General features: G+C 44.8%; 15 protein-coding genes and 3 tRNA genes. 6 read left to right on the forward strand and 12 right to left on the reverse strand.

The features are described 5' to 3' along the window. A complete protein-coding gene (locus BM528_RS09705) occupies window positions 1-996 on the forward strand; it encodes a peptide ABC transporter ATP-binding protein (RefSeq protein ID WP_071979623.1) in 996 nt (331 codons plus the stop codon). Beyond that, window positions 993-1,799, forward strand: coding sequence for an ATP-binding cassette domain-containing protein (locus BM528_RS09710; protein ID WP_071979624.1), 807 nt, complete (start codon window positions 993-995; stop codon window positions 1,797-1,799). Before BM528_RS09705 ends, BM528_RS09710 begins: the two co-directional genes overlap by 4 nt. A 106-nt stretch (window positions 1,800-1,905) precedes the next feature. On the opposite strand, the gene BM528_RS09715 is transcribed toward BM528_RS09710, so the two are convergent. The 9 genes from BM528_RS09715 to BM528_RS09755 form a co-directional block, all read right to left on the reverse strand. After that, the gene (locus tag BM528_RS09715; protein ID WP_071979625.1) at window positions 1,906-3,036 is read right to left on the reverse strand and encodes a sodium ion-translocating decarboxylase subunit beta; all 1,131 of its coding nucleotides are present in this window, start codon (window positions 3,034-3,036) and stop codon (window positions 1,906-1,908) included. A gap of 3 nt (window positions 3,037-3,039) precedes the next feature. Next, window positions 3,040-4,959, reverse strand: coding sequence for a sodium-extruding oxaloacetate decarboxylase subunit alpha (gene oadA, locus BM528_RS09720; RefSeq protein WP_071979626.1), 1,920 nt, complete (start codon window positions 4,957-4,959; stop codon window positions 3,040-3,042). 15 nt (window positions 4,960-4,974) lie between these two features. Beyond that, entirely contained in the window at window positions 4,975-5,274 is a 300-nt protein-coding gene (locus BM528_RS09725) for an OadG family transporter subunit (protein ID WP_071979627.1), read from the reverse strand. Window positions 5,275-5,463: 189 nt separating this feature from the next. Then, a tRNA-Arg gene (locus BM528_RS09730) sits at window positions 5,464-5,540 on the reverse strand. A gap of 52 nt (window positions 5,541-5,592) precedes the next feature. Beyond that, window positions 5,593-5,669 (reverse strand) — tRNA-Arg (locus BM528_RS09735). Window positions 5,670-5,708: 39 nt separating this feature from the next. Next, window positions 5,709-5,798: transfer RNA gene (locus BM528_RS09740), tRNA-Ser, on the reverse strand. Between the two features lie 325 nt (window positions 5,799-6,123). Continuing rightward, on the reverse strand, window positions 6,124-6,315 hold the full coding sequence (csrA, locus tag BM528_RS09745; RefSeq protein WP_032094439.1) for a carbon storage regulator CsrA: 192 nt from the start codon (window positions 6,313-6,315) through the stop codon (window positions 6,124-6,126). A gap of 132 nt (window positions 6,316-6,447) precedes the next feature. Then, the gene (alaS, locus tag BM528_RS09750) at window positions 6,448-9,045 is read right to left on the reverse strand and encodes an alanine--tRNA ligase (RefSeq protein ID WP_071979628.1); all 2,598 of its coding nucleotides are present in this window, start codon (window positions 9,043-9,045) and stop codon (window positions 6,448-6,450) included. Between the two features lie 225 nt (window positions 9,046-9,270). Continuing rightward, window positions 9,271-9,720, reverse strand: a complete 450-nt coding sequence (locus BM528_RS09755) for a regulatory protein RecX (protein ID WP_071979629.1) — start codon at window positions 9,718-9,720, stop codon at window positions 9,271-9,273. A gap of 205 nt (window positions 9,721-9,925) precedes the next feature. Here BM528_RS09755 and BM528_RS09760 point away from each other — a divergent pair, with 205 nt between their 5' ends. Then, window positions 9,926-11,134, forward strand: coding sequence for a GNAT family N-acetyltransferase (locus BM528_RS09760; protein ID WP_071979630.1), 1,209 nt, complete (start codon window positions 9,926-9,928; stop codon window positions 11,132-11,134). A gap of 19 nt (window positions 11,135-11,153) precedes the next feature. Further along, complete coding sequence (locus BM528_RS09765; RefSeq protein WP_071979631.1) at window positions 11,154-13,232, forward strand: M13 family metallopeptidase; 2,079 nt, start codon at window positions 11,154-11,156, stop codon at window positions 13,230-13,232. Between the two features lie 253 nt (window positions 13,233-13,485). On the opposite strand, the gene betI is transcribed toward BM528_RS09765, so the two are convergent. From betI to BM528_RS09780, 3 genes are all read right to left on the reverse strand, one after another. Then, window positions 13,486-14,064 (reverse strand): transcriptional regulator BetI, encoded by a 579-nt coding sequence (gene betI / locus BM528_RS09770; protein ID WP_071979632.1) that lies wholly within the window; start codon window positions 14,062-14,064, stop codon window positions 13,486-13,488. Between the two features lie 254 nt (window positions 14,065-14,318). Continuing rightward, on the reverse strand, window positions 14,319-15,962 hold the full coding sequence (locus BM528_RS09775) for a SulP family inorganic anion transporter (protein ID WP_071979633.1): 1,644 nt from the start codon (window positions 15,960-15,962) through the stop codon (window positions 14,319-14,321). Between the two features lie 12 nt (window positions 15,963-15,974). Further along, window positions 15,975-16,637: a carbonic anhydrase gene (locus BM528_RS09780; RefSeq protein WP_071979634.1), complete on the reverse strand. Its 663-nt coding sequence runs from the start codon at window positions 16,635-16,637 to the stop codon at window positions 15,975-15,977. A 153-nt stretch (window positions 16,638-16,790) separates the two neighbouring features. On the opposite strand from BM528_RS09780, the gene BM528_RS09785 reads away from it, so the two are divergent. Together BM528_RS09785 and BM528_RS09790 are read left to right on the forward strand one after the other, a co-directional pair. Beyond that, complete coding sequence (locus BM528_RS09785) at window positions 16,791-17,732, forward strand: hydrogen peroxide-inducible genes activator (protein ID WP_071979635.1); 942 nt, start codon at window positions 16,791-16,793, stop codon at window positions 17,730-17,732. 11 nt (window positions 17,733-17,743) lie between these two features. Beyond that, entirely contained in the window at window positions 17,744-18,649 is a 906-nt protein-coding gene (locus BM528_RS09790; protein ID WP_071979636.1) for a LysR family transcriptional regulator, read from the forward strand. Window positions 18,650-18,702: the final 53 nt, after the last annotated feature.

An 18,702-nucleotide genomic window follows, 5' to 3' on the forward strand; every position in this document is an offset into this window, starting at 1 on the left:
ATGCCAATGTTAGATATTAAAAACCTGACGCTAGAGATGCATAGCAGTGAGGGCACTATTAAGGCATTAGATAAGGTCAACCTGTCTGTAAGCAGCGGCGAAATTCGCGCGTTGGTTGGAGAATCAGGCTCTGGTAAGAGTTTAATTGTGGCGGCAATTTGCGGAGCTCTTCCCACGGAGTGGACACTTACTGCAGATAGAATGAGCTGGAATGGTGATAACTTACTGGGCATGTCGGCTCAGCAGCGTCGGGAAGTTATGCGTCGTGAGATAGCGGTGGTTTTCCAAAATCCTCAAGCGAGTTTGGACCCCTCTGCCACACTAGGAGAGCAACTAGAAGAGAGTATTCCCAGTGAGTTTGTGCAGGGAAACTGGTTTTGGCAGCGAGCTCAGCATCGTAAAAAAATTGCCATCAGTACCGTTCATAAAGTAGGAATTAAGCACCATAAGCATTATTTAAGTGCCTATCCCCATCAAATACCCGCAGACATTGGTCAAAAGTTTATGATTGCCATGGCGCTTGTGTCTCAACCTACACTTCTTATTGCAGACGATCCCACACGAGGAATGGAGCCTACAACCAAAACACAAATTCTAAAGCTCTTTACTCGACTAAACCAAACCCGTTCTTTATCTATTTTGTTTGTGAGTCACGACCTGCTTGCCATTGCCAGTATGTCGCATACCATGACGGTGCTTTATGCTGGACAAACCGTTGAATCTGGCAGAATGAAGCATATTAAAAAGCGTCCGCTGCACCCGTATACAAAGGCTTTGCTAGACAGCGCACCGAGCTTTAGGAAAGATTTACCTCCTAAGTCTCACCTGCCGACTATTGCTGGATCAATTCCTACTTTGCAACATTTACCCATTGGCTGTCGACTTGGACCAAGATGCCCGAGAGCTCAGCGCGCATGCGTTCAAACGCCTGTAGTACGCAAAATTCACGACCACAGTTATAGTTGCCACTTTCCGCTACATATGGAGAAGCTATGACCGACGTAATGCACGTTAAGCAATTAACCTTTTTGCACAATGAAAAAAAGCGTTGGTTAAAGCGCCCTGAAGTTTTTAAATTGGGCCCCATTGAGCTTACCGTTAAACGGGGAGAAACCGTGGCTATTATTGGCGAAAACCGCTCTGGTAAATCACTATTGGCAAAGCTGCTTGTGGGCGCCGTTCGTGCCGACGAGGGTGAAATAGAAATTAATGAACACAAGTATTTAGCCAAATATAAATCTAAAGATGGTCAACGCAAGCGCACTCATGACATTCGCATGATTCTACAACATAGTAGTGAAACCATGAATCCATCGGTGCCCGTTGGACGCATTCTTGATGAGCCTTTGCGTTTGAATACTCAGCTAGATGCCTCTGAGCGTAAAGAAGTGATAGAAGATACTCTGGTTAAAGTGGGCTTGTTACGGGAGCACTATTACTTCTATAGGAATATGCTTTCAGACGGTCAACAACAACGCATTGCGTTAGCACGAGCAATAATGCTTAAACCTAAAGTACTTGTGGCAGATGAGCCTTTTGCTGCGTTAGATCCTTCCATACGCTCACAAACCGTGAACTTAATATTGGCTTTACAGCAAGAACTTGGGTTAGCCTTTATCTTTATTAGTCACAACTTAGGAATTGTGCGTCACATCGCAGACAAAGTGATTGTGATGGAAAAAGGGCAAATTGTTGAAGAGGGCAAAACGGAAACAATCTTTCGCTGGCCTCAGCATACCAGAACCAAAAAATTGGTTACGGCTTACCATTCTCTCGTACCCCAGCAAACCATTCGATAACAAAAAACGGTGCCTCATTAAGCACCGTTTTTGATATCTGAATTGAGGACGATTTTACGTCAGTCCAAGAGACAAATTATGTTGTACCATCAGTCCGCATAGATAATTAACCTACCAACGCGAGAAGTATTCCTGCGGCAACGGCCGAGCCAAGTACACCTGCCACATTAGGGCCCATGGCGTGCATCAACAGAAAATTATGAGGATTGGCTTCCAGACCCACTTTATTTACCACCCTAGCTGCCATAGGCACCGCAGAAACACCTGCAGCACCTATGAGCGGATTAATATCTCCGCCGCTCAGTTTGCTCATTAACCTGGCCATAAGTACCCCAGTGGCGGTACCAATTGCAAAAGCGATAGCCCCTAAACCAAGAATACCGAGGGTTTCTACCGTAAGGAAAGCTTCTGCTGACAGTTTCGAACCAACCGCAAGACCAAGAAATATGGTAACTGTATTAATAAGTTCATTTTGAGCCGTTTTGCTTAAGCGGTCTACCACCCCACATTCTTTCATTAAGTTTCCAAAGCAAAACATACCAACAAGGGGCGTTGCTGCAGGTAAGAATAAAATAGTAAGAAACAATACCGCCAGAGGGAAAATGATTTTTTCTCGCTGGGACACAAATCGTAATTGCCCCATCTTTATTTCGCGCTCAGCCTTTGAGGTTAACGCTTTCATAATAGGAGGCTGAATAATGGGAACTAACGCCATATACGAATAAGCGGCTACGGCTATTGCTCCCAATAAATCTGGTGCTAATCGCGATGCCAAAAAAATGGCTGTAGGACCGTCCGCGCCGCCGATAATGGCAATTGCACTGGCATCTTTTAACGTAAACTCAAATCCGGGCAACAAATTCAATGCAATAGCACCAAACAGAGTGGCAAATATTCCAAACTGAGCGGCGGCCCCTAACAGCAGCATTTTAGGGTTAGCAATTAATGCGCTGAAGTCAGTCATTGCACCAACGCCCATAAAAATAAGCAGTGGAAATACTCCGGTATCTATGCCAATTTTGTAAATATAATGCAGCAACCCACCGGCCTCTGAAAAGCCGGCTATGGGGATATTAGTAAGCAACGCGCCAAAGCCTATGGGCAGTAGCAATAGCGGCTCAAACTTCTTTACAATAGCCAAGTAGAGCAAGCCGAACCCCACTAGCATCATAACAAGCTGTCCCATCTCAAAATGGGCAAGCGCAGTACTTTCCCAAAGCAATAGTAACTTATCCATGTACTACCCCAACGCAATCAGTGGCTGCCCACTGCTTACGGCGTCGCCATCATTCACCAGAATATCGCTCACTGTACCTGTATAGGCCGAGCGAATTTCCGTCTCCATTTTCATCGCTTCTAATATAATGACCACATCGCCTTCTGAAACGGAATCTCCCTTGCGAACGAGAATTTTAAACACATTTCCAGCCAAGGGCGCATCAATAGACTCGCTCGCCTGAGATGGTGCAGGGGTTGACGATGAAGTGGTCTGCGATGAAACCTCTTTGGGTGTTTCATTTTGCGCTGCGCCTGAGGTTGCAGATGTAACACTGGTAAGCGTTCCAGATGGGGCCACTTCTACATGGTATACTTTACCATCAACATTAACGTCGTAAGAGGCTGTTTTTTCTGATGCTATGTTTTCAGAGGCTATGTTTTCAGAAGCCCCGTTATTAGAACCTATCTCATTCAAACCAATAGTGTTAGACGCAGTTGTTGCATCTGCTGATTTATCATCTTGTTTAGATGTCTTAGCAGGCGCTGCATCATAGACTTCGGGGGGCGCCTCAAAAGCATCAGGATTACCGCGATTAGTCAGAAATTTAAGCCCAATTTGAGGAAAAAGTGCGTAAGTCAGCACATCATCAATTTTGGCGTCGCACAGCGTTATGTTCTTTTTGTCCGCTAGCTCGTCTAACTCTTTTTCAAGCTTATCAAGTTCTGGCTCGATATTATCAGCAGGTCGGCATGTTATCGGCTCACTGCCATCTAACACACGCGCTTGTAACTCAGCGTTAACGGGGGCGGCGGTAGCGCCATATTCACCCTTTAACACCCCCGCGGTTTCTTTAGTGATACTTTTATAGCGTTCGCCGGTTAATACATTTAATACCGACTGAGTACCTACAATTTGCGACGTCGGCGTAACAAGAGGTATAAAGCCGAGATCTTCACGAACTCGAGGAATTTCTTTTAGCACCTCTTCAAACTTATCTTCTGCTCCTTGCTCTTTAAGCTGGCTTTCCATATTCGTAAGCATACCACCTGGAACTTGGGCGAGAAGTATACGCGCATCCACCCCCTTTAAGCTGCCCTCAAATTGACTGTATTTCTTTCTTACCTCTCGAAAATAGCTCGCAATCTCTTCTAAATGTGGCAGCGAGATACCTGTATCTCGCTGCGTTCCCTCCACAATCGACACCATGGTTTCAGTGGCGGTGTGCCCGTAGGTCATACTCATAGAGGATATTGCGGTGTCAAGCATATCAATGCCTGCATCAACGGCTTTTTGATAAGTTGCAGTACTGAGGCCAGTAGTAGCGTGACATTGCATAGCAATGGGCACGTGAACTGTTTCTTTTAGCCCCGAAATTAATGCCTCACATTCATAGGGTTTGAGTAAACCTGCCATATCTTTAATGCATATGGAATGTACACCAAGGTCTTCCAGCTGTTTGGCCATGTCTAACCACAATTCTAAACCGTGAACAGGACTTACTGTATAGGAGATAGTTCCCTGAGCATGTGCTCCGCTGTCGATTGTGGCTTTAACCGCTGTTTTGAGGTTTCGGATATCATTCATTGCATCGAAAATTCGAAAAACATCGACGCCACTCTCGTGCGCTCGTTCAACAAAGCGCGTTACTACGTCATCGGCATAGTGGCGGTACCCCAGGAGATTTTGTCCACGCAGCAGCATTTGTTGTCTAGTGTTGGGCATCGCTTTTTTTAGTTGTCTAATGCGCTCCCAAGGATCTTCTCCCAGATAGCGGATACAAGCATCAAAGGTTGCTCCTCCCCATGACTCTACAGACCAGAAACCAGCGCTGTCTAACTTCTCTGCAATGGGAAGCATATCTTCAATACGCATTCGGGTTGCCAGTAACGATTGATGCGCATCACGTAAAACAAGCTCAGTAAGGGCAAGAGGCTTAGTCATGGTAAATCCTTGAAATTATGAATTCTTATTGGTTTTTCGATGTGCGTGTATAGCGGCAGAAATTGCGGCGATGACATTCTTTTCGATGCCTGAGCCATCAGTGATTGAACCTTCAACGCTTGGTTGTTGCGCATTAGCCCTTCTGTCAGCCACAACTGATTCTGAGGCTACTTCGCCTGGAAATACGCTACAGAATTTCGCTATTAAATGAATGCCTAATATAAGCAAGCCAAGAAAAGAAAAGACAAACACCATGCCTATTAGCATTAAAGAAGCGGCCTCTAATAGAAGGCTAGCAACAGAATCGGTATTCATGCGTGCTCACAAGTTTGTTGTTGTGGTTAAATAACTATCACGGGGTCACTCAAACTTCAACAAAGCTAAGGAACATTTAGTAAAAAGCGAGGAAATAGATGGAGGACGAGTAAGAGAAATGACTATCTCATGGCATGCTGTTTTGACAGAGATAAAAAAACCCACCTCAATGAGGTGGGCTCTCTTATATGGCGCGTGTGGAAGGATTCGAACCTCCGACCGCCTGGTTCGTAGCCAGGTACTCTATCCAGCTGAGCTACACACGCGTAAACTGTTTTACTTTCAATTTTTACATCGAAAGGTGACGCTTCAAGTAAGTGGCGCGTGTGGAAGGATTCGAACCTCCGACCGCCTGGTTCGTAGCCAGGTACTCTATCCAGCTGAGCTACACACGCGCAATAAACTTTTTGTCGACCGCCACTATCAACGAATAATGGCGGAGAGGGAGGGATTCGAACCCTCGGTACGAATTAACGTACGGTTCCTTAGCAGGGAACTGGTTTCAGCCACTCACCCACCTCTCCTTGAGTGCGGGATGCATTTTACGGATTCACTGGCTTGAGTCAAACCTTTTTTAGGAAGAAAGTGTTCGTCCGCTGTCATTTTAAACGATTCGTTTAAAAAACACGTAATTTGAATGCTGGTTAAACAGTATAAACACGATTTCAAAGAATGCCATGCATAAATTGGCTTATACCGCTGTGTATAGATATGTGTATAGATGCTTACCCACTCAGCGAGACTTAAAACGTTGGAGTGGTTCTACATCAAGGTGACCCAACAATAATAAAAACACCAACAAAAAAGGCCGGCGTGCGCCGACCTTTCCCAGTGAAGCTCTATTAACGCTTACTCTGCAGAATCGGGCTGTCCGCCCTTTTCAGCTTGAATGCGCATATATATCTCTTCACGGTGCACAGAAACTTCTTTTGGTGCGTTAACACCTATTCGTACCTGATTCCCTTTTACGCCTAACACAGTAACAGTAACATCGTCACCAACCATAAGCGTTTCACCAACTCGACGAGTCAAAATAAGCATTCGCTTGCTCCTGTTCCTTTATATTTAACGTTTCCATTATAGTTCGCTTACTCGCCGGCACGACCCAGCGGAAGCACAGTGATTCCCTGTCTCTGTGTCACTTCAAAAACTCACTGTTATATGCACTTATCATTATAGCTTATCTTGTAACCAAGCGTTAACCGAATCTAACGCCTTATTAAGATTTTCCGGTTGGTCTCCACCAGCTTGTGCCATATCTGGCCTACCGCCGCCTTTACCACCAACCTGAGAGGCTACAAAGTTAACCAATTCACCTGCTTTAACTTGTCCGGTAAGTTTTTTGGTTACGCCAACAATCAGGTTAACTTTAGATTCGTTCGCTACACCTAATACTACGATACCTTCGCCTATTCGGTTCTTTATATCGTCCATCATTGAACGTAACGACTTGGCCTCAACACCTTCAAGGTTCGCAACAAGTACCTTAACACCGTTTATTTCTACCGTATTACTAAGCATATCAGCACCCTGCTGACTTGCCAGTTTTTGTTTCGCCGCAGTGAGCGATTTTTCTAATTCTTTAGTATGACTTTGCAATACAGACACGCGATCTACTACATTAGTTGGGTCTGTTTTCAACATTGCAGACAGTGAAGCTAGCGTAGTTTGCTGGTTCTGAATCATTTCTATTGCATATTCGCCAGTGACAGCTTCTATCCGACGCACGCCTGAGGCTATACCGGCTTCGCTTACTATTTTGAAAAGACCGATATCACCGGTTCTTTCAACGTGAGTACCACCGCAAAGTTCTACTGAGAATGGCCCCATGGTAACAACGCGAACTTTTTCGTCGTATTTTTCACCGAATAATGCCATGGCACCTGACGCTTTAGCATCTTCAAGTTCCATAAGTTGAGTGGTTAGCGCATGGTTAGCCCTTACTTCTGCATTTACTCTTCGCTCAATCTCAGCAATTTGCTGTGCAGAAAGCGATTCGAAATGAGAAAAATCAAAACGCATACGAGGCGCCTCAACAAGAGAGCCTTTTTGTGTGACGTGGTCGCCAAGAATTTCACGCAGTGCCGCGTGTAAAAGGTGCGTTGCACTATGGTTCTTTTTAATCGCTTCTCGGTTTGCAATGTCAATAGCAGCTTTAACGGTATCTTCTTTCTTCACCGTACCTTTTGCCACGCCTCTATGAGCAAAGGCTTTACCCATTTTTTGCGTGTCAGAAACCACAAACTCGCCATTAGCAACTCGTAAAACTCCTTTGTCACCCGATTGACCACCGCTTTCCGCATAAAACGGCGTATTATCTAGCACCACTACGCCCTCTTGGCCGTCTTCTAAGGTACTTACAAACTCATTGTCAGCAATAAGTTCAACGACAGTAGCGCTGCCTTCAACTTCCGTGTAGCCGGTGAAAGCAGTTTCTTGCTCTACCACCAACCTGCTGTTGTAGTCGGTTCCAAAGTTACTGGCTTGTTGTGCTCTTGCGCGCTGCTCTTGCATTGCGGCTTCAAAGCCTGCTTCGTCTATTTTTAGCTCGTGCTCGCGGGCAACATCGTTGGTCAAATCAACTGGGAAGCCGTAGGTATCGTAGAGTTTAAATACGATATCGCCTGGAATAGTATCGCCTTTTAACGACTCAAGCGTATCGTTCAGCATTGCCATGCCGCGAGCTAGTGTCTTGCTAAACTGCTCTTCTTCTACACGAAGTACCTTTTCAACCACTGGCTTTTGATCAACAAGCTCCGGATAGGCTTCTCCCATTTCACTCGCTAGAGATGCGACTAACTTATAGAAAAAGATGTCGTCTGCGCCAAGTTTGTAACCATGACGTACAGCTCGGCGGATAATTCTTCTAAGAACGTAACCACGACCTTCGTTCGATGGCATTACCCCGTCGCAAATTAAGAAACTACAAGAGCGAATATGATCAGCAATAACGCGCAGCGATTTGTCTTCCAAATCAGTGGTACCAACGATATCAGCCGCTGACTTAATAAGGTTTTGAAACAGGTCTATCTCATAGTTACTGTGTACATTCTGGAGTATTGCAGAAATGCGCTCTAGTCCCATTCCCGTATCGATAGAAGGTGCCGGAAGCGACTCCATACTGCCATCGGCCTGCTTGTTGTATTGCATGAATACAAGATTCCAGATCTCGATAAAGCGATCACCATCTTCTTCTGGCGTTCCAGGAGGGCCCCCCCAAATATGTTCACCATGGTCGTAAAAGATTTCAGAACAAGGGCCGCAAGGTCCGGTATCACCCATAGACCAAAAGTTGTCAGATGTACTTATGCGAATAATTTTCTCTTTAGGAACGCCAATGTGGTTTTCCCAAATATCAAAAGCTTCATCGTCTTCAGAGTAAACCGTAACTAACAGCTTTTCTTTCGGTAGGCCTACTTCTTTAGTCAGGAAAGTCCACGCAAACTCAATGGCTTCTTTTTTGAAATAATCACCGAAGCTAAAGTTACCTAGCATTTCAAAGAAAGTATGGTGACGTGCTGTATAACCTACGTTTTCCAAATCATTGTGCTTACCGCCAGCTCGAACACAGCGCTGTGATGAAACCGCGCGGTTGTAGCTTCGCTTATCAGCACCAAGAAGCGTATCTTTGAACTGGTTCATACCTGCATTAGTAAAAAGAAGCGTAGGGTCGTCTGCCGGCACGAGTGAGGAGCTTGCTACGGCGTGATGGCCATGACTTTTAAAATAATCGATAAACTTATTGCGTAAGTCAGCAGTTGATATTGTCATTGAAAACCTAACTTCCTTTATACTAGTAATGGGACTGTGCGAAACATTTCCTCAGAAATAATTGCCGAGCGAAATGTTAACAAAGGGATATTCACAAACAGTTGTGTTTATCTCGCACAAATTTGCGCAACAATACCACGATTCAGTCATTTCTGTTAAGTGTAAGACGCTTTGTAATGGCGCAAATCTGTCATATATTTCGCTAATTTGAGGGTGTTTCGGTGCTTACTCGTTGCTCACTGCGTAATCGATATGGTCTTGATAAAAACCCCGGTATTGTAGAAAGCGTTTTTGCTTTTGCCGCAGTGCGTAGTCGGTTTCAAAAAAATCACCGAACTTTTTGGTCTTTACTTTTTTCGCGCTTTCAAACCAATCGGCTTCTATTTCAAGAAGCGCGTCTCGCACTATGCCCTCATCTACGCCGTATTGCTGCAGATCTAACTTTATGACTCTAGGCCCCTTCCCCTTTAAGTAAAGCGTGCGCGCTCTGCTACAGGCAAACCGGTGATCGCTTTGCAAGTCTCTGTTGCGAAATTCATCCAATATGGGCAGGAAATCATCGCTTTCAATTCCCTTTTGAGAAAGCTTGCGCACTACCTCACTGTAACTATGCTCTCGTCGTGCCAGCATGCGAGTAATCGCGTCAATAATGATCTTTCTGTCAAACTCTGACATTTTTGTGAACTAGCCCCTTATCAATTTTCGTAAACATTTTGTTTTATATAAACGTGGCGTGTCGTATTTGTCATAAAGGTTTTTGTCATAAAGAAAGTCCGCAATAACAAGTAGCCATAAATAACGAGCACATTCTAGCTTTACCGCTTGAGAGTCGCACCCCCTAACGCAAAATTACTGCTGAAATAACAATGTGCGTAAATCAATGAACGAAAAAATAGTAATACATGACAGCATAGCAACCATTGCGAAAGAACAGTGGAACCAGCTTGCACACAATGCTGGGCCTTTTCTTCAGTATGAATTTTTAAGCGCATTAGAGGTTTCTGGTTGCTGCGGAGGCGACACGGGTTGGCAGCCCTTTCATGTTACGGTGGAACGCGAGGGCAGTATTGTTCTTGCCGTTCCCGGCTACCTCAAAACTCATAGCTACGGAGAATACGTCTTCGATCATGCCTGGGCCAACGCTTATCATCAGCATGGATTGGAATACTACCCTAAATGGATTGCGGCGGTACCTTTTACACCGGTTACGGGACCACGACTATTAGTAAAAGAGGAAAACCTACTTAGCGCTGATCTCGTTCACGATATTGGCAATTCATTGAAGACAGAATGTGAATCTCGATTCGGTGAAAGCCTTTCCTCTCTTCACTGGTTGTTTGTCGGCGAAGATGAAGACCAGGCTCTCGATGAAGAACGCCAATACTTAACTCGCCACAGCGTTCAGTTTCAATGGCATAACTACAATTATGCCGGTTTCGATGACTTTCTTAGCGCACTGACGTCAAGAAAGCGAAAATCTATTAAAAAAACTCGAAAAGCGCTGTTAGGCAAAGGGATCCGCTTTTCACATCGAACTGGCCGTAGTATTGATGCAGACACTCTCTCTTTCTTTGTTAAGTGCTATCAATCGACTTATCTAAAACGAAGCGGTCATGTGGGATATCTTAACAAAGCATTTTTTGAAACCCTGGTGAACACGATGAGCGAACGCATTCTTATTGTTACCGCCGAAGAACACCAAGTGCCCATTGCCAGCGCTCTATTTTTTTATGACAGCTCAGGCCTTTACGGCAGATATTGGGGAGCGTTAAAGCAGGTTGATAGCTTACACTTTGCCTGCTGCTATTTTGAGGGAATAGAGTTCGCCATTAACAACAAGCTACCTCACTTTAACCCCGGTACCCAGGGCGAGCACAAAATACTCCGGGGCTTTGAACCCGTTTACTGTAAATCTAAACATCAACTTTTAGAGTTTGCTTTTCACGATGCTGTCGCAAATTTTTTACAGCAAGAAAACCAACATATCGTTCACTATTTTAATCAGGCACAGAATGCTTTACCTTTTAATCAGGAATTTGTGCCTACTTTAAAAACAAAAAGTGTCATTCATCCTAACGACGACACATAAAATCAAAACGAGAAATCTTATGAAATATAAATTATTAGCCGTAGCAGTTGCGGCATCACTAGGCCTTGCCGGTTGTGGTCAACCAGAACAAGCAAAAGAACAGATGACCAAAGCAGAGCCTGCGGAACAACCAAAAACGGAAGCTGAACTGGGGTCATTCGGTGTAGACCTTTCTGCACGCAACGAACAAGTGAAGCCTGGTGACGACTTCTTTATGTATGCAAGCGGCACTTGGTACGACAACTATGAGCTACCCGCTGACAAAACTCGCTACGGTGCCTTTACGGCACTTGCAGAGCGCAGTGAAGAGCAAGTAAAAACCATTATTGACGGGCTAACAGAAAAAGAAAACCTGAATGCTGACGAAAAGTTAGTGAAAGACTTTTATGTTTCATTCATGGACACAGACACAATCAATGAAAAAGGAATTGCTCCGATCAGCGATGTGTTGGACACCATTAACAACATCGAAAGCACAAAAGATCTGACCGCAGCATTTGGTAAAAGCTGGCTATACGGTTACAGCACGCCTATTGGCGGTGGTATGTGGTATAACCGACTCGATCCTAACGAATATCAGCTAAGCGTTGGTGTGGGTGGCTTAGGTTTACCCGACAGAGACTACTACTTAAGCGATAGCGAGCGATTTGTAAAAATTCGCGAAGCCTATGTTGCGCATATTGAAGAGATGCTTACCCTTGCTGGCGAAGAGAACGCTGCTGAAAAAGCGGCAAATATTATGGCCCTTGAAACACAGCTGGCAGAAGTACAGTGGCCGCGTGAAAAACGCCGTAACCGCGATCTTACTCTTAACCAGATAGAGCGCAGTAAGCTTACAGATACTTACCCTGGCTTTGACTGGGATGTTTACTTCGCACAAATGGACTACCAAGTACCTGAGCTAAACATCACTCAGCCAGAACCGGTGAAAGATGTCATCAAGCTTATCAATCAAGCAGACCTTGCAGATTGGAAATCGTACCTTAAGTATCACACCATCTCTAATAATGCGGACTTGCTCTCAGAAGATGTCTATATGGCCAACTTCGATTTTTACGGTCGCACGTTAAACGGTCAGCAAGAGCCACGTCCGCGCTGGAAGCGCGCGCTAAGCCAGATGTCTAGCACCCAGTCACTTGGCTTTGCGATAGGCAAAATTTATGTTGATGAGTACTTCCCTGAAAGTTCTAAAACTCAGATGGCCGAATTGGTTGAAAATCTTCGCGCAGCCTTGGGTGAGCGCATAGACACACTAGACTGGATGGGTGAGGAAACAAAAGTAAACGCTAAAGAAAAGCTGATGGCTTTCCGCCCGAAAATTGGCTACCCAGATGAATGGCAGTCTTTTGATGGCGTCACGATTAGTGATAGCGACCTGGTTGGTAATGTTCGCAATTTACGTGAATTCTTCCATGCAGAGTCTGTTGAACGTGAGCTTAAAAAAACCGACCGTGAGCGTTGGGGCATGACACCACAGCGAGTTAACGCTTACTACAACAGTTCGTTCAACGAAATTGTATTCCCTGCTGCTATTTTGCAGCCTCCGTTTTTCGATCCCAATGCCGACCCTGCGGTTAACTATGGTGCAATTGGTGCCGTCATTGGACACGAAATGGGACATGGTTTTGATGACCAAGGCTCTAAGTCAGATGCAAACGGTATTCAAACTAATTGGTGGACAGACGAAGATCGCGCCGCATTTGAAGAAAAAGCAGACGCGCTTGCTGCTCAATACAGCAAATATGAGCCAATTGAAGGCAACTTTGTAAACGGTAGAAACAGTTTAGGCGAGAACATCGGTGATGTGGGCGGCTTGGCAATGGCATATCACGCTTACAAATTAAGCCTTAATGGTAAAGAAGCGCCCGTTATCGACGGACTTACTGGCGACCAACGCTTTTTCTTAGCATGGGCTCAAGTTTGGAAAGAGAAACGTACTGAGCAAAGTATGCTAAATCAGCTTCGCGCAGGTACTCACGCTCCAGGGCGCTTCCGTGCACAAGCACCTCGTAACCACGATGCGTGGTATGAAGCGTTTAACGTGCAGCCTGGCGATGAACTGTACCTTGCTCCAGAAGAGCGCGTACGTATTTGGTAATAGGTATTGAAAGACTGTATTCAGCCGAACTAGTAAGGATTGCTGGACGGATTCAGTTCAGCTGCTATACATGATTTAAACTGCTTAAGTTAAGAGGCATCATAGTAATCTATGATGCCTTTTTTATTGGGCCTAGGGTAATTTAGCGATGGAGATACGTAAAAACGTTACTAGATCTGTAATGTAAGCCCTGGAGTTGAATAGCACTTTTGATTTAGGTTTAAGGCTGATTAATAGCCCAAAATAACAAAACTTACGATTTGCCGTGTTGTGCTATCAAGTCTCTTACGTATTGTTTGATTCGAGTGACTGGCTCTGCAAAATCGCCATGTCCAACGCTTCCCATAGAATAGCGTAACCAGTAGCCATCAATTAATGCTGACGTTGATGCCGCTGCATGTCTTGCATGTGCTTTTGGCAAAAGTTGACGGTAGCTAAAGGCTAAATTGCTCTCTAAACGCTTATGATTAATACATTGAAGCCTGTGCAAGTTTTCATTATGAAGTGAAAGAGCCCAAAAGTTAAACCATGTATTCGTTGCGGAGGCTGCCCCTTGCGTTTGAGAGAAGTTATTTTCGATTATAAAATCTATGCGAGCTAGAGGGTCTGAAATCTTTTTGGTTATTTTTAGCGCCTCTAAAAGATAACGCATCGTCGCTTCAATCAGGCCCTGCTTATCGCCGAAATAATGGCTTATAATGCCTGACGACAACCCGGCTCGTTTGCTAATTAAGCTAATTGTTGTGCCGTGATACCCCACTTCGGCCATGACAGCTAAGGTTGCATCTATTAACTGTTTTTTGCGAATCGATTCCATACCGACTTTGGGCATACTACCACTCCTGCTTATCAACTTAACACGCGTCTCTGTGCGTTAAATGCCTCATAATTTTATGCACGCATTGTAAATATCAACACTCCTTTATTCCACTAACTTCACTCAGTAAGGCATAAAATGCGATTGTTGCACAAAAATAAACGACACAATTAAACTCACAAATAAAAAAGCTCCCTGTTCGTGAAGAACAGGGAGCTTTGTATATTAAACATTGCTTTGGCGGTTTACTCTTAACCGCGTAGCATCAATTAAGATTGAGCGGCTGCTTTTAAAGGCGCTTGATCGTCGGCATCACCATTACCGCCCACTTTCTTTTTTGCAAATACCAACGCTTCATGCAAAGTTTCAAAATTAGGTATACCTGGATGAGCTTCATTCACCCCTTCTAAAACCTTGTTAAGCTTTTCATTGGCTCCGCACAATATTAACTGCCTACCTGCCGCTAGAGCATCAGAGGTTACCGTATCAACCGCCATTGCGGCAGAAACATCCATAAGCGGTACGCGAGAGAAGTCTAGAATCGTGAACTGAGAGCCTGCAGGCACTCGTTCGCGAACGCGATGGCCAAGGTCTGCTGCAGCACCAAAGCTTAGCGGGCCGCCAAAACTAAAGATAGAAACCTTGTCTTTAAGCTCTTCAAACAATGCGTTCTCTTTCGGGTCGTTGAGCTCTTGAGGTATTTTTTGCAGCTCTTCAATTTGCAATTGCGCAACCTGCCTAACATACGCTAGCGCGCCAAGTACCACACCAACACCTACTGCGGTGATAAGGTCTACAAACACCGTTAAAGACAGCACTACTAGCATTAGAGCGAAGTCCCATCTTGGGCCTTTGTGAGCACGTTTTAGGTAGCCCCAGTCAATGATGTCTAGGCCAACCTTGACCAGAATACCCGCAAGTACTGCGTGCGGTATCTGTGCTGCAAGTGGGCTAAGACCCAACACGATGGCAAGCAATACGAGTGCATGCACCATACCCGACACGTTGTATTTACCGCCACTACGAATATTAACTACGGTACGCATGGTGGCACCTGCGCCAGCGATACCGCCAATTAAACCTGCAAATGTATTACCAATACCTTGACCAATAAGTTCTTTGTTACTGTCGTGGCGGGTACGCGTCATGTTATCCGCAACAAGAGACGTTAACAGACTGTCTATTGCACCAAGCAACGCTAGTACGAACGCAGCTTCTATCACCAACCATAGTTTACTTTGGTCGTATACAGGTAGCTGTAAGCTTGGTAAACCCGTTGGAATATTTCCAAGCACAGGTACACTTAACGCCAAACTCACTAAGGTACCGATAATTAGTGCCGCTAAAGCACCAGGAACATACTTTCCTAGCGACGCAGGCCATTTATAAGCAATGATAAGCGTGCCCAAACCAAGCGCTAGTGTAGAGAAATTGATATCTGCCAACGCAGTTGGAAGGTAAGAAAGGGCACCAATTGTTCCACCAGGAGGCTCATGGCCAAGCAATCGACCAATTTGCAGAATAATAATGATAGCGCCTATCCCTGACATGAAGCCAGATATCACTGGATAAGGAACAAGCCGGATGTACTGTCCTACGCCAAATAATCCGAAGGCTATTTGGAAAACACCGGCTAGCATCACTGCTGTGAAAATTAAGCTAGCGTCACCTGATAGACTGGCAAACAAGCCCGCCAGCACAACAACCATAGGGCCCGTTGGACCAGAAATTTGAGCGGGTGTACCGCCAAAAAGTGCAGCGAAAAAGCCCACTGCAATTGCGCCGTACAGGCCAGCCATAGGCCCAAGACCTGAAGCTACACCCAGTGCTAGCGCTAAGGGCAATGCAACGATACCGGCGGTTAAACCACCAGTAAGATCACCCCTTAAATTTGAAAAATTAACTTTTACCACAAATGTTCCCTCTTATTCAGCAGCGTTTGCACGTTTAAATCTAGCTTCAGCTTCTGACTGATCCATAGTGATAAAGTCACCTGTTTCACTGCTGTAACAAAGCATGTCACCGCTACCGATATTATACACCCAACCATGAAGTTCAACTTGACCTGTTGCAATTTTTGCTGCAACCGCAGGGTGAGTGCGAAGGTGCTGTATTTGTTGAAGTACATTTTCTTTGGTTACGGCTTCTAAATCGTCAATAGACAATTTATCGTGACCGCAGCGCTCTTTTACCACATCAGTGGCTACACGGCAGTGACCTAGCCACTCTTTTACATGAGGTAGAGAATCAAGCCCTTCTGGGTTAATTGCCCCTTTCATAGCGCCGCAGTCTGTGTGTCCACAAACAACAATGTGAGAAACGCCTAACGCTGCAACGGCAAACTCGATAGACGCTGTCATACCGCCTGTTTGATTACTGTGCGGTGGAACGATGTTACCCGCATTACGGCAAATGAATAGCTCACCCGGCTCTGTCTGGGTCACTAAGTTGGGGTCGATGCGAGAATCTGAGCAGGTTATGAAAAGAACTTCTGGATTTTGACCATTAGCTAGCTTTTGAAAGGTCGCCTTTTTGCTAGGGTACACTTCCTTTTGAAATTTGGTAACACCTGAAAAAACATGATCCATAGAATACTCCCGGTATTTTAATAGTTATAATGATATTAATACTCTAGTGTCACTTGATAGATTAATAGTTTAATATAGTAGCTCGTGATACCCAGTCGCTATCACGCTAGCGTTTTTTATTGAAAAATATAGTCGAAAGTAGGAAATATCAGCATGCAATTAGGCGGCAAAGCCCCTTCGTTTAACCAGATACGCTACTTTGTAGCTGTTGCTAAATACCTCAATTTTCGACAGGCTGCCGGCGCACTAGGTATTAGCCAACCCACGTTGACTAGCCAAATAAATGCGTTGGAGGACACACTCAATTTAACGCTTTTTGAGCGCTCCCGCACTGGAACCCTACTTTCACCGCAAGGTAAAGCCTTATTGGCGAGTGCAGAAGAGGTATTGCAATCAACTCAACGTTTTACCGAAATGGCTAGAGATCTGTCTAAAGGGGAAATCATTACCTATCGCCTCGGCATTCCCCCTACACTAGGCCCTTATCTACTTCCGTTTGTGCTACCTGACTTACACAAACTTAAACCGGGGTTGAGATTTTACGTGAGGGAAGCCTCTCCTGATGATCTACAACACGGTTTATTACGAGGAGAATATGATCTGATTTTGTCGCCACTTTCGACAGAAAACTCCCAATTAATTACCTATCCCCTTTTCAAAGAGCCACTTAAATTTGTCACGCCTTCTGACCACTTCCTATCCGGCAAAGCCTTCGTGCACCCACAGGATATCAGTGGTGAAAAAGTACTTACGCTGGAAGATAGACATCATTTCCATCATCAGGTACAGCGAATATGCGAAGATATTGGTGCAGATTTACAGCGTGATTACGAAGGAACGAGCTTAGATACATTGAGGCAAATGGTTGTGATGGGAATGGGAGTGGCATTTTTGCCCGGCCTTTATATTCACTCAGAACTGCACAAACCTGAGGCTCTGCATGTCTGTGAAATTGCAGATATGCCTATAGAAAGGCAGCATTCACTAGCATGGCGAAATACCTCACCCAGCAGACAAACATTCCGAGAGATATCCATAATTCTAAAGCGGATAATCGAGGCGAGACTGGCAGATGCCGTAAGCATGTGTGATTAGGGCTTTATTGAATGATTGATAGACAACACCTGCGTATTGTAAAAGCAATACAAACACACGGAACAATGACAGAAGCAGCTAAGTCGTTGTTTTTGACACAATCAGCGCTAAGTCATGCTATGAAAAAATTAGAGCATGAGTTTGACGTTCCTTTGTGGCAAAAAGAGGGAAGGCATTTAATACTCACTCAGGCAGGAGAGAGTTTGCTGGGCTTGGCTCAGCGCATACTACCTCAGTTCGAACATACCGAATCGCAGCTTCGTAGATTTGCACAGGGAAAGCAGGGAATTTTGCGTATTGGTATGGAGTGCTACCCTTGTTTTGAATGGCTGCTCAAAATAGTGGCGCCTTTTTTAAAAGCGTTCCCCGATGTTGATGTGGATGTACGAAGGGCCTTTTCCTTTGGTGGGCTTCAGGCATTGCATGGGTATGATATTGATGTGCTGATCACCCCTGACCCTTTGCATTTAGATGCCATTACTTATACGCCCGTTTTTAGTTACGAGCAGGTATTAGTGATGCACAACGACCATGAGCTGGGCGATAAAGCATTTATAACACCGCGAGATTTAGTTAAAGAAACACTTATTTCATATCCAGTAGAGAGAAGTCGGCTAGATATCTTTTCGCAATTTCTAACGCCTGCCAACGCGTCGGTGAAAAGCCATAAAACAATAGAAACGACTGAGATCATTTTACAAATGGTGACGGCAGGCAGAGGAGTAACTGCGTTACCGAAATGGCTTGTAGAAGAATCGAAAGAATGTGAGAGCCTTATATATAGGTCTCTTGGCGAGAAGGGTTTAGAGAAAACCTTGTACGTGGGGCATAGGAAACAGTCAGATACACTAGGGTTTATTGACAGTTTCGTTGCTATGGCCATAGAGCAAGGTAAACAAGCAAAACGCACGGAGTAATGCCTCCGTGCACAATAACTATATATGTATAGAATACCTGGCTTACAATGCGC

The organism is Alteromonas sp. RW2A1 (genome assembly GCF_001886475.1).
GTDB lineage: Bacteria > Pseudomonadota > Gammaproteobacteria > Enterobacterales > Alteromonadaceae > Alteromonas > Alteromonas hispanica.